At 73.2% G+C, this 12,388-nt stretch carries 10 protein-coding genes; 7 read left to right on the top strand and 3 right to left on the bottom strand.

The features are described from left to right. The first annotated feature begins 20 nt into the window (after positions 1–20). The 3 genes from ML5_RS22245 (at position 21) to ML5_RS22255 (ending at position 2,816) form a co-directional block, all read left to right on the top strand. A complete protein-coding gene (locus tag ML5_RS22245; RefSeq protein WP_236619269.1) occupies positions 21–887 on the top strand; it encodes an NAD(P)-dependent alcohol dehydrogenase in 867 nt (288 codons plus the stop codon). A 185-nt stretch (positions 888–1,072) separates the two neighbouring features. After that, positions 1,073–2,140 carry a lytic polysaccharide monooxygenase gene (locus ML5_RS22250; protein WP_013476256.1) on the top strand — a complete coding sequence of 356 codons (1,068 nt, stop codon included), beginning with the start codon at positions 1,073–1,075 and terminating at the stop codon, positions 2,138–2,140. 91 nt (positions 2,141–2,231) lie between these two features. Next, positions 2,232–2,816, top strand: a complete 585-nt coding sequence (locus ML5_RS22255; RefSeq protein ID WP_013476257.1) for a hypothetical protein — start codon at positions 2,232–2,234, stop codon at positions 2,814–2,816. A 323-nt stretch (positions 2,817–3,139) separates the two neighbouring features. Here ML5_RS22255 and ML5_RS22260 read toward each other — a convergent pair whose 3' ends face one another. Then, positions 3,140–3,922: an IS5/IS1182 family transposase gene (locus ML5_RS22260; protein WP_013473820.1), complete on the bottom strand. Its 783-nt coding sequence runs from the start codon at positions 3,920–3,922 to the stop codon at positions 3,140–3,142. Between the two features lie 274 nt (positions 3,923–4,196). Here ML5_RS22260 and ML5_RS22265 point away from each other — a divergent pair, with 274 nt between their 5' ends. Then, a complete protein-coding gene (locus ML5_RS22265; RefSeq protein ID WP_013476258.1) occupies positions 4,197–5,042 on the top strand; it encodes a DUF6671 family protein in 846 nt (281 codons plus the stop codon). Between the two features lie 16 nt (positions 5,043–5,058). Here the strand turns inward: ML5_RS22265 and ML5_RS22270 are convergent, their stop codons facing one another. After that, positions 5,059–5,601, bottom strand: a complete 543-nt coding sequence (locus tag ML5_RS22270) for a carbonic anhydrase (protein ID WP_013287092.1) — start codon at positions 5,599–5,601, stop codon at positions 5,059–5,061. 91 nt (positions 5,602–5,692) lie between these two features. Between ML5_RS22270 and ML5_RS22275 the strand changes: the two genes are divergently transcribed. Both ML5_RS22275 and ML5_RS22280 read left to right on the top strand, forming a co-directional pair. Further along, positions 5,693–9,925, top strand: a complete 4,233-nt coding sequence (locus ML5_RS22275) for a putative inorganic carbon transporter subunit DabA (RefSeq protein ID WP_013476259.1) — start codon at positions 5,693–5,695, stop codon at positions 9,923–9,925. Further along, positions 9,922–10,272 (top strand): DUF190 domain-containing protein, encoded by a 351-nt coding sequence (locus ML5_RS22280; RefSeq protein WP_013476260.1) that lies wholly within the window; start codon positions 9,922–9,924, stop codon positions 10,270–10,272. The genes ML5_RS22275 and ML5_RS22280 overlap by 4 nt, the downstream gene beginning before the upstream one ends. A 148-nt stretch (positions 10,273–10,420) precedes the next feature. On the opposite strand, the gene ML5_RS22285 is transcribed toward ML5_RS22280, so the two are convergent. After that, a complete protein-coding gene (locus ML5_RS22285; RefSeq protein WP_013476261.1) occupies positions 10,421–11,020 on the bottom strand; it encodes a TetR/AcrR family transcriptional regulator in 600 nt (199 codons plus the stop codon). Between the two features lie 129 nt (positions 11,021–11,149). Here ML5_RS22285 and ML5_RS22290 point away from each other — a divergent pair, with 129 nt between their 5' ends. Next, on the top strand, positions 11,150–12,340 hold the full coding sequence (locus tag ML5_RS22290; RefSeq protein ID WP_013476262.1) for an alkane 1-monooxygenase: 1,191 nt from the start codon (positions 11,150–11,152) through the stop codon (positions 12,338–12,340). Positions 12,341–12,388 lie beyond the last annotated feature (48 nt).

Below are 12,388 nucleotides of genomic sequence, written 5' to 3' on the forward strand. Positions count from 1 at the left end.
CGTCTCCCACCGGCCGGCAGGTGCTCGTCAAGATCGCAGCGACCTCGGTCAACCTGAGCGACTGGGAGACCCTGCGCGGCTCGCCGCTGTATTCGCGCATCGGTGGGCTGCGCTCACCGGCACGCCGGACACTCGGTTCGGACATCGCAGGCCGGGTCGATGCGGTCGGCCCGGCGGTCACCCGGTTCCGGCCCGGTGACGCGGTGTACGGTGACAACCTCATGCTCAAGGGCGGCTTCGCCGAGTACGCGATCGCTCCCGAGCCGGTTCTGGCCCACAAGCCCGCCGCCCTGACCTACGCCGAGGCCTCCGCGATTCCGCAGGCGGGAGTCATCGCATGGCAAGGGACTCAAGGCGCGGCAGCCGGAAAACGGGTTCTGATCAACGGTGCCGGCGGCGGATCGGGCTCATTCGCCATTCAGGTCGCCAAGCGGTTCGGCGCCGAGGTGACCGGCGTCGACAACGCCGGCAAGCTCGACTTCATGCGATCGGTCGGCGCGGACGAGGTGATCGACTACCGCAGCCAGGACTTCACCCGCAGCGGCCCGTACGACCTCATCCTCGACCTGGTCGCGCACCGGTCGGTGTTCGACTACCGCCGGGCACTGGCCCCCGGCGGCCGTTACCGGTGCGTCGGCGGCTCGGTCCCGGCGCTGCTCCGCGTACTGACGATCGGTGCCGCGGCCGGCCGGCTCACCCGCCGCCGCCTGGGTGTGCTCGCTGTCAAGGAAGGGCCGACGCATTTCGAACCGATGGCCGACCTCTGCGCCACGGGTGACCTCACCATCCACATCGACCGGACCTTCACCCTCGATGAGGTGCCCGAGGCGTTGGCCCACGTCGGAGAGGGCCGAGCCCTCGGGAAAGTGATCGTGACCGTCGTCTGACCCGATAAGCCGGTATCGATTTACATTGACAGCCGTCTTTACTAACATCGTGGCTGGGAGTCGCCATGCGCTGCTGGGCAGCAGTGCCGTCCACCCCTGGGACGGCTTGAATCGATCGGCGTCACCTTCTCCGGGGTGGGCACCCAGCGAGGGCCACTGGGCGCCGGCGCATCCACTGGAGCATCATGAAAATCTCACGGACAGGACGCCGTCTGGGACTGGGCGCGGTCGCAGTTCTCCTCGCCTCGTTCACGATGGTCGTCGTCAACCAGGCCGATCCGGCCTCGGCGCACGGATCGGTCACCAACCCGCCGACACGCAACTACGGATGCTGGGAGCGCTGGGGTTCCGATCACCTCAACCCCGCCATGGCCCAGACCGACCCGATGTGCTGGCAGGCGTGGCAGGCCAACCCGAACACCATGTGGAACTGGAACGGCCTGTACCGCGAGAACGTCGGCGGCAACCACCAGGCCGCCGTGCCGGACGGACAGCTGTGCAGCGGCGGTCGCACCCAGGGCGGCCTGTACGCCTCGCTCGACGCGGTCGGCGCGTGGACCGCGAAGCCGATGCCGAACAACTTCACCCTCACGCTGACCGACGGCGCCAAGCACGGCGCCGACTACATGTTGATCTACATCACGAAGCAGGGTTTCGACCCGACCACCCAGCCCCTCACCTGGAACAGCCTGGAACTGGTGCTCCGCACCGGCAGCTACCCGACCACCGGGCTCTACGAGGCGCAGGTGAACGCGGGCAACCGCACCGGGCGGCACGTCGTCTACACCATCTGGCAGGCGTCCCACCTCGACCAGCCGTACTACCTCTGCAGTGACGTGATCTTCGGCGGCGGCGGCAACCCGCCGCCGACGACCCCGCCGCCCACCACGCCGCCGCCCACCACCCCGCCGCCGACGACTCCGCCGCCCACCACGCCGCCGCCGGCCGGAAACGGTGCCTGCACCGCCACCTACCGCAAGACCAACGAGTGGTCCGGTGGATTCGGCGCCGAGGTCACCGTCCGGGCCGGCAACGCCGCCATCTCCGGATGGACGGTGGCATGGACCTGGCCCAACGGCCAGAGCATCACCAACGCCTGGAACGCGACGGTCACCTCGAGCGGTTCGTCGGTCACCGCGTCGAACGTCGGTTACAACGGTTCCCTGAGCGCCAACGGCTCCACCAGCTTCGGCTTCAACGCCTCCTGGAACGGCACCAACTCCACACCCACCCTCACCTGCACCGCTCGGTAACAGCATCTGCGGTGGGGTGGCGCGGCACGCGCCACCCCACCGTCGGTGCCCTCCGCCACCATCAGGAACCGCGACGAGGTGAAGAACGATCATGACTTCCCGGGTAGGCGTCGGCGGCTGGTACCGGAGCCGCGTCGTGTGGATCGAGGTGTGCCTGCTGGCCGCGTCGATCGGTGTGGCCGCCGTGGTCACCTCGACCACCCCGAGGACGGACCCGGCAGATCTCCGCCGGCAGATCCTGGCCCGGATGCGTACGACCCTCGAGCAGGCGGACCCGGCACATCACCAGCACGCCGGGCACACCGCCCCGCAGGTGCCGGCCGGAGAGCAGGCCGCGCCGGCGGTCGTCTGCGGAGTCCATGTCTACGGCCACGAGCCCACCGGGGCCGCCACCCTGGCCGACGTCCGGACGGTCTACGGCTTCCACCTCTGCGGCGTCGCCGAACAGAAGCGCCACTGGGACGGGGCGGTCAAACTCGTCGGCCCGGTGATCATGGACATGACCACCCAGCCTCCCGGCATCAAGGTGGTCGAGGCGACCGCCGACGTCAGGTTCGTCGACCGGCTACGGGAGATGTTCCCCGACAAGTACGAGGTCCTGGCACTCAGGGAGGCGTTGCCCCCGTCGGAGATGGCCGACCTGCGGCGCCGGTACGACGCCGCCGCCGGCCTCTGACCACGCCGAGCGGCCGATACCCGCGCCGCGGCGCCGCAGGCGGCGAGGGCGAGAACGCCGGCGGTCAAGGCGTCCGCACCGGTCAGGGAAGCGCTACGAGGACCGGACATGAGCGGATGTCGGACCGGCCCCTGGTCGCGCAGGATCACCTGATTCTCATGCGGCTGGCCGGTGGCCCCGGCCGGACCCGGATCGGCATCGTCACCGCCGCCGCGCCGGTGCGGGCCGAGGATCCGACGCCGGCACTCCGGACTGCAACAACGGCGACTGCTACGCCGGCCTTTTCCGGACCTGCGGGGCGGCCGACGCCCAGTGAGCCTTTTTCATCCTGCGTAGCGGTTGGCTTCGACGTGGTGCAGAACGAGGATGGCCTGCACGATCGTGGTCGCCCGCCGTGGGCAGCAGCGCAGCTTGACCAGGATCTTCCAGGTCTTGAGTGTGGCGATCGCCCGTTCGCCGCGGGCGCGGATCTTCGCGTGGGCCCGGTTCACGGCCTTCTGTCGGCGTGACAGCTTGGGCCGGAAGCGGCGCCGCTTGAACGGCGTGCGCACGCTCCCGCCGGCTCCCTGATAGCCCTTGTCCGCGAAGGTCGTCACCTCTGCGCTGGTCAGCGCCTCGATGATGCCGTGGGTCCGGGCCGCGGTCAGGTCGTGGACAGAGCCGGGCAGCGCCGGCGAAGCCCAAACGAGGCGGCCCGCCGCGTCGGCGATGACCTGCACGTTCACGCCGTGGCGCTTGTGCTTCCCCGAGTAGTACGGCCGCTGGTCGGCGACCCGGTCGATCGGGATCAGGGTGCCATCCAGGATCGCGTACGCCAGCCGGCGGATCCGGTTGATGGGGGTGGCCAGGTCGTTCGCGGCCATCGCGAGCAGGGCTATCGCTTCCTGCACGTACCGCCAAGCGGTACTCACGCCGACGGCGAACCCGGCGGCCAGCCGGGTGTAGGTATCACCGTTGCGCAGGTGAGCCAGAGCGAGCAGTGCCTGCCGTCCCGCGTCGAGGCGCCGCCACCTGGATCGACGCTGGTCACGGTGGTGGCGGATACGGTCAGCGAGGTGGTTCAGGGTCCGGCTGGACAACGAGATCGTGGACGGGTAAGACAGCACAGGCGAGGCTCCCGTGTTGGGGCATCGGGTTTTGGTCGATTTGCTGTCTTACCTGGAGCCTCGCCCTCATCGATCTACGGCCCCCGCCTACCCACGCTGACCTGCAAGATCAGGATGAAAACGGCTCAGCGGATCCCGATCGACCTCGACCACCCGGGCGCCGCCGGCGACCGGTACCGCTACGTCACCACGATGACACCACAGCCCGGGCGACCGCTCCGATACGTAACCGAATTCCGGAATCCTACTTCTTATCTCGGGTAGGATCGGTGGTGTGGAGGCGTCACCGTTCCATGGCGTGGTGGCCTGCCTGGCCACCATGCACGGCAAACAGTGGGCGCTGCGTCCGCTGCTGCGCCGACGGCTCGGGATGAGTGTGCGGGTGGCGCCGGTGGACACCGACGCGCTCGGTACGTTCACCGGCGAGGTGCGGCGGGTCGGCTCGGCGCGGGAGACCGTGGTGCGCAAGGCCCGGCTCGGGATGGCCGCGACCGGGTCCGTGGTCGGGCTGGCCAGCGAAGGGGCGTTCGGCCCGCACCCGGCGGCTCCCTGGACTCCTGCCGACGTGGAGTACGTGGCGCTCGTCGACGACCGGTCGGGTCTGACCCTGGTGGAGAGCGCTCTGAGCGTCGAGACCAACCACGGCCAGGTGGTCACCGACGGTCGGGACCGCGGCGCCGTGCTCGCGTTCCTGCGCCGGGCCGGGTTCCCGCACCACGCGGTCGTCGTCCGGCCCGCGGCCGGGCCCGGTCGGCCGGTCAAGGGACTCCGCCGGCTCGCCGACGTCCTCGTCGCCGTCCGGCGGGCCGCCCTCGACTCCGCCGACGGCACCGCCGTGCTCGGCGCGGACCTGCGGGCCCACGTCAATCCGACCCGGATGCGGGTCATCGCCGCCGCCGCCGACCGGTTGGCCCGGCGTCTCGCCACGCCCTGTCCCGCCTGTGCGGCGCCGGGATTCGGCCTGGTCGGCACCGAGCCGGGACTGCCCTGCCGCGACTGCGGCACGCCCACCGCCCACGACGCGCTGCTGGTCTCGGGATGCGGCAGGTGCGCGTACCGCTCGCGCCGGCCCGTGGGCGGCGCCGCGGACCCCGGTGCGTGCCCGGTGTGCAACCCCTGATGAGGCGTCGCCCCACTCAGTGCGACCGCATCGACGCGTTGTTCGGTGGCCGCAGGCGGCAGGCCCGCCGGGCCGGCGGTGGCAGCGCGGGCCGCACCTCGTTGAGGAGGCGGTCCGCGTCGTGCCAGATCATGCCGTGGATGCCGCAGCGGCCGGAGCGGACGGCCTGGTCGAGCAGGGGGGACCGGCGGCGCAGGGCGGTGAGCGTGGCGCGTACCCGGTCCGGCCCGCTGCCGCCCGCCAGGGAGCAGGAGGCGTGGCCCAGCACGACCAGCAGGGGTGCGCCGAGGCGCGCGACCGCGTACTCCAGACTGCCCAGTGCGGCCGGGCCGACCTGCAGGCCGGCGGTGCGGACCGCGTAGACGTCGACGCCGCCGAACACGGTCACGGCCTCGGGCTGCGGGTCGGCGCACGACAGGACCGCGGCCACCGGTGTCGCGCCGGCCGACGGGACGGGAAGGCCGCCGGCCCGGAACCGGTGGTGCCCGGCGCGTAGCCGGGCGAGGGCGAAGCTCGGGCTGGTCTGCCACACCTGCGACGGGGATCCGGTCGCGTCCATCGCTCCTCCTCGTGCCGAGCCACTGTCGTGCGTCTCACGATACACGAATTACGAATCGTGTAATACAGTGCGCGTGTCTGAGGAGGTGACGATGTCCGTCGCACTGGTTCTGGGAGTCCTGGCCGGGCCCGCATCGGCGGCGCTGTGCGCGCTGGCGGTACCCGATCCCCGTCGAGCCGCCCGGGTGGTGGGGGCGCTGCTCGCTCTCACCGCCGCCGCGGCCGCCGCGCTGCTGGCCCGGGTCGCGTACGACCCGGTGGTCCCGGCGCTCCTGCTCCGGCTCGACCCACCCGGGCCGGCGTTCTCCGTGGGGATCCGGCTCGACCGGTTCACCGCGCTGTTCGCGCTCCTCGTCTGCGGGCTGGCCGCCGTCGTCGCCGGCTACGCGCGCCGCTATCTCGACGGCGAGCCGGGCGCCCGCGCCCTGCAGGCCCGGATCGCGGCGGCCACCACGGCGACCCTGGTGATGACCACCGCGCCCAGCCTCGTGCAACTGGCCGTCGGCTGGATCGCGGCCGGGCACCTGCTCATCGGGCTCATCGGCTACTACCGGGAGCAGCCCCGGGTACGGGCGGCGGTGCGCCGTACCCGGGCGGTGTTCCTCGTCGGCGACGTGGCCCTGGTCGCCGGCCTGGCGCTGCTGGTCGCGCCGACGGGCGACGCCGACCTGGACGCGGTCCGGGCGGCCGCCGGCGACCGGCCCGGCTGGCTCCTGGCCGCCGCCGGCGGGCTGCTGCTGGTGGCCGGCGCGGTGCGATCGGCCCAGGTGCCGGCGCACCGCTGGCTGCCGTACACCCTGGACGCCCCGACCCCGGTCTCCGCCTTCCTGCACGCAGGCATGGTCAACGTCGCCGGCTTCCTGATGATCACACTGGCGCCGGTGGTGGTCGCCGCACCCGGCGTAATGCCGGCGATGGTGCTGACCGGCCTCGTGACCGCGGTGTCCGGGACGGTGTTCGCCGCGGTGCGCACCGACGTCAAGGGCACCCTCGCCCGGTCCACTGTCGCGCAGATGGGCTTCATGCTCGCCCAGTGCGGGCTCGGCGCGTTCGGCCTGGCCGCCGTGCACCTGGTCGGGCACGCGGTCTACAAGGCGTACGCGTTCCTGTCCGCCGGCGGCGCGCTCCAGGCCCAGGCGCGGACCGCGGCCGCGCCCCGCCCGGTCGGCCCGCCCCGGACCCGGACCGTGGCGCTGGCCGGCGCGGCGGTGCTCGCCGCCGTGGCGCTCACCGAGCTGTCGCTCGGCGCAGGCCCGAGCGGCCTGCTCAGCGCCGTCCTGGCCGGTGCGGCCGCGCTGACCGCGGTGCGGTCGGCGCTCGCGGACCGCGAGGTGCCGGCGCGGACCGCCGTCGCGATCACCCTCGCGGCGGGCGCGCTGGCCGGCGGCTACCTGGTCGCCGGTCGGGCCGTCGCCCGGTGGCTGGGGCTGCCGACCTCGGTGACGGACGCCGGGGTGGGCGTCGCGGCGGTCACGCTGGCCCTGGTGGCCGTCGCCGGCGCGTTCCTGGTGCGCCGGCACGGCGCCGCGCTGTGGTGGTGGGCCTGGCGTGACGGCGCCGGCGCGTGGTGGCGCCGCTCCGCCGGCGTGGCGGCGGGGGAGCCGGCCGCCTGGGCCGTGACCGCCGTACGCCGCCGCGACGCGTCCGACCGGTCGGACGCCGCCCGGGTCGTCGCCGCGCTGGCCGCTGCCGGTGACCACGTCGCCGCGGTCTGGCCGCTGGACACGTTCGTGGCGGTCAACCCGCTCGCCGGCCGGGAGCGGGTGCCGTTCGCGCGGGCCACTGCCGAGCTGCGGGCGCTCGGCGGCGCGCGGACCCACCTGCCGGCCGACGAGTACCGGCGGCGGCTGCGCGACGGCGAGATCGAGCCGGCCGACCTGACCGCGGTGCTCCCCCCGGCGGCCTCGGCGCCGGTCACGCTCGGCGGACGGTCGATCACGGCCGCGGACCTCCAGGTCGCTGCACTGGCCCACCCGGTGCACGACGGACCGCCCCCGCCACCCGACCTGCTCGCCGTGGCGCGGCGCCGGCTCGCGGTGACCCGGCCCGCCGTCGAGGCCGACCCGGACCCGCTCACCCTGGCCGAGTTGCTCGACCGGGTCCTGGGTACCCGGATCGGCGCCGACGTCGACGAGCTGGTGGCCGGCTGGTGCGCGGCGCACTGCGGCCGTCCGGCCGCCCGCTGGCCGGTTCCCGGCCCGGCCGACGAGAGCTGCTGGGCGCGCTGGCGGCGGGTGGCCGGCGTCGACCGCGCGGGCGTCAGCGGCCTGCGGGCACTCGTCGCCGCGCTGCCCGCCGAGCCCGAGCGGGCAGTCGCCCTGCTCCTGCGCGCCCTCGGCGTGGCGCCGGCGGCCTGGCCGGCGTATCTCACCCGGTCCCTGCTCCGGTTGCCGGGCTGGGCCGGCTACGCCCGCTGGTCTCAGACGCGTCCCGGTGAGCGACCGGACCTGACCCCGCTGGACCTGCTCGCGGTCCGGCTCAGCTACGAGCTGGCGCTGGCCGGCACCGCCACCCACCGCCACCTCGGCGTCCCGCCGACGCTCCAAGCGGTGACCGCCGCGACGACCCCCACCGCCGCGACGCCGACCGCCGTGTCGACGCCCACCGCCGGGACGGCGGAGACCGTACCGGCCGCCGGTGCGCCGGGGACGGACGAGCCGGCGGCTCTCGCCCGGCTGGTCGCGGCGCTCGGCGTCGACGCGCCGGCCCTGGCGCTGCTGCCCGAGGAGACGGTGGCGGTGGTGCGCGACGTTATGGCCGAGCTGTCCCCGGCGCGGCAGGCCGAGGTGTGGCTCGCCGCCGCGGAGCACGCATACCGGCGTCGGCTGCGGAACCGGCTGGAACACGGGGCGCGGCCGCGCCCACGCCGCGCCGCCCGCGTCACCCCGCTCGCCCAGGCGGTGTTCTGCATCGACGTGCGCAGCGAGGGCCTGCGCCGGCACCTGGAGGCGGCCGGGCCGGTGGACACCTACGGCTTCGCCGGCTTCTTCGGCCTACCCGTGCGCACCGTGGCGGCCGATGCCGCCCGGGGCCGGGACCGCTGCCCGGTGCTCATGCGACCGGTGGCCACCGTCGGGGAGACCGCCGACGCCACGCGGGTACGCCGCCGGCGGGCCCGGCAGGCGTGGCGCCGGGCGTTCGCCTCGGCCAAGGCCGACCCGGTCGGCGCGTTCGCCTTCGTGGAGGTCGCCGGCGTGCTCGCCACCGCCGCCCTGGCGGTGCGCGCCGTGGCGCCGGGCCGGTTCGCGCCACCCGCCGACGACACCGCGCCGCCGGTGGCCGACCTCGCCGCCGCCCTGACCCTCGACGAGCAGGTCTACTACGCGGAGGCGACGCTGCGCACCGTCGGGCTGACGACCGGCTTCGCCCCGCTGGTGCTGCTCTGCGGGCACGGGGCCACCAGCACCAACAACCCCTACGCGGCCGCGCTCGACTGCGGCGCCTGCGGCGGCAACCGGGGCGGGGTCAGCGCCCGGCTGGTCGCCGCGCTGCTCAACCGGCCCGAGATCCGCGAGGCGCTGGTCGCCCGGGGGATCCACCTGCCCGCCGACACCCACGTCCTGGCCGGCGAGCACGACACCGTCACCGACGAGGTGCGCCTGTTCGATGTCGACACCGTCCCCGTCCGGCTGCGCCCGCACGTCGACGACCTGACGCGCCGGCTCGCCGAGGCGGGAGCGGGTCTGCGCGCGGAACGGGCCACCCGGCTGCCCGGCCGGCCGGGCTCCCGCCACCTGCCCGGCCGCGCCTCGGACTGGGCCCAGGTGCGGCCGGAGTGGGCGCTGGCCGGCAACGCCGCGTTCATCGCCGCGCCGCGCGAGCTGAGCGCCGGGCGCGATCTCGGCTGCCGCACGTTCCTGCACTCCTACGACTGGACCGCGGATCCGGACGCGGTCGCGCTGGAGACGATCATGACGGGCCCGCTCGTCGTGGCGTCCTGGATCAACCTCCAGTACTACTTCTCCACGGTGGATCCGCACCGCCTCGGTGCCGGCACCAAGACCGTGCACACCGTCCTCGGCGACGCGCTCGGCGTCCTCTCCGGATCCGGTGGCGACCTGCGTGTCGGGCTGCCGCTGCAGTCCGTCGACGACGGGACACGGCCGGCGCACGACCCGCTGCGGCTGCTCGCCGTGGTCCACGCCCCGCACCACCTCGTCGACACCGTGCTCGGCCGCAACCCGGCCCTGCGCCAGCTGATCGACGGCGGCTGGATGTCCCTGACCGTCATCGACCCCCGTACCGGCGAATGGAGTGACCCGGGCGGATCCCGGCGCACCACGCCGCTCCCGGCCCTCGGCCCAGAGAAGGAGTACAGCGTATGAACGAGCTCGGACTGACGCGCATGGTCAAGGTGGAGGTCGTGACCCGCGCCGACGACGTCGACGCCGTCCGGACGCTGCTGCACGCCTCCGGCGTGAGCGGTTGGACCAGCCTCAGCGGGGTCTCCGGCTTCGGCCACCACGGCACCCACGAGGGCCGGCTGCTCTTCAACGACCGGGCCGGACTCGTCATGGTGATCGCCGTGCTGCCGATCGAGCGGGCCGAGCCGGTCGTCGTCGGCCTGCGCGACATCCTGGCCCACCGGCCCGGCGTCATGTTCGTCAGTGAGGCATGGGTGAGCCGGCCCGAGTACTTCGGCGCCGATCGACCGGCGGGCCCGGTGACCTGAAGGGGGCGAGTCGCGTCCGGGCGGGGTGGCGACCGCCGCCCCGCCCCGCCGTGGCGGCCGGACCCGGCCGAGGAGGCCCTCGGGCACGTCCGGTCGTCCGCCGCTGTACGCACCCGGCCGACGCCCGCATCCCAGCTGATGCGCTCGTTCACGCGCGCGGCGGGTCCAGGAAGCGTTGTGCCAGTTCGGCGAGGGTGTCGGCGGTGTTGTCGACGGGCGCCGTCGGCAGCACGATGTGGCTGACGACCAGTCGTGCGAGGGATTCGGCGCCGACGGTGACTTCATCGGGAGGCACCCGGGGCAGGTGCGTGTCCGCCCACTCCCTCAGCACCGTGACGGCGGCGGCCAGGGCCAGGTCGGCGCGGGTGGTCAGGTAGGGGAGCAGGGCGTCGGTGCCCCGGGCACTGTTGAGGACGGCTTTGACCAGCGGGTCGGTGCCGGCCTGCGTCAACACGAACGTCACCGCGGCATGGACGGCGGCTCGCACGTCGCTGCCGTGGGCGGACAACGCCTCCCGCACACCGTCCATGAACCGGTCGATCTCGCGGTGTGCGATGGCTTCGCCCAGGCCGGCCTTGTTGGTGAACTCGTTGTAGAGCGTCTGCCTGCTCACGCCCACGCGGGCCGCCACGTCGGCCATTCGTACCGCGTCCCAGCCGCGGTCGATCGCCAGGTCGCGGCCGGCCGTGATGACCGTGTCACGCAGGTGCCGGCGCGCGGTGTGGCGATAAGGCGGAGGGGCGGCCATGGTGCGCCGAGTCTATCGAGTAGACACACATGCCTTGCGTGTCTACTCAATTGACGCAGAGCCGGATATTGTCAAGCGTGGCTGTCCGTGTGACAGTCGACGCAGCGCTCGACACTCCGGAGGCGGTACATGCAGACCTCGATCGATGCTCCAGCCGCCGGCTGGCGTGACGGCAAGAAGCACCTGTGGCCACTGGCTCTCCTCGTGCCGGTGCTGCCGTTTCTGGCGTACGCGTTGTGGCAGGCCGGCGCCGGACCCGCTGCCTGGTGGCTCACCCCGGCGGTGGTCTTCGGACTCATCCCGATCATCGACGTGCTGCTCGGTGACGACGGAGAGAACCCGCCCGACGACATCGCCCGGCGGTTGCAGGAGGTCCGTTACTACCGCTGGATCACGTTCCTGTTCCTGCCGGTGCAGTACGCCGCCCTGCTGCTCGGAGCATGGGTCTGGACGCGTGGCGGCCTCGGTGCCGCCGGTGCCGCCGGCCTGGTCGCCACCATCGGAATCGTCAACGGACTGGCCATCAACACCGCACACGAGCTCGGCCACAAGCGCGAAACGGTCGAGCGGTGGTTGTCGAAGATCGCCCTCGCGCCCACCGGGTACGGCCACTTCTACGTCGAGCACAACCGCGGGCACCATGTCCGTGTCGCCACACCGGAGGACCCGGCCAGCGCCAGGCTGGGGGAGAGCTTCTACTCGTTCTGGCCGCGTACGGTCTGGGGCAGCCTCATCTCGGCGTGGCGGCTGGAGATCGGCCGCTTCCGGCTGCGGCACAGGAGCCCGTGGACGCTGCGTAACAACCTGCTCAACGCCGGGCTCATGACCGTCGCGCTCTTCGCCCTGCTGATCGCTGTGTTCGGCTGGCGGCTCGTGCCCTTCCTGTTCCTGCAGGCGATCGTCGGCCTCTCGCTGCTGGAAGCGGTCAACTACCTCGAGCACTACGGATTGTGCCGTCGGCGCACCGCCACCGGCCGCTTCGAGAAGGTCGACCCACGGCACAGCTGGAACAGCGACCGCGTCGTCACCAACGTGTTCCTCTTTCAACTGCAACGCCACAGCGACCACCACGCCAACCCGCTGCGCCGCTACCAGACGCTGCGCAGCTTCGACGTCTCGCCGCGACTGCCCGGAGGCTACGCCTCGATGGTGATGCTGGCTCTCGTCCCGCCGCTGTGGTACCGGGTGATGAACCCACGGGTTCTGGCGCACCACGGCGGCGACCTGAACCTCGCCAATCGCAACCCCCGCGCCGAGGCCCGACTGCGTCGCCGCTACGGCCGGCCCGCAGCGGACACCACAGCGGTCCACGCCGCCTGACCCGACCCGGTGTAGGTCTGACGGCACCTCTCCGTGTCAGGGCGTAGG

This window comes from Micromonospora sp. L5 (assembly GCF_000177655.2).
GTDB classification, from domain to species: Bacteria; Actinomycetota; Actinomycetes; order Mycobacteriales; family Micromonosporaceae; genus Micromonospora; species Micromonospora aurantiaca.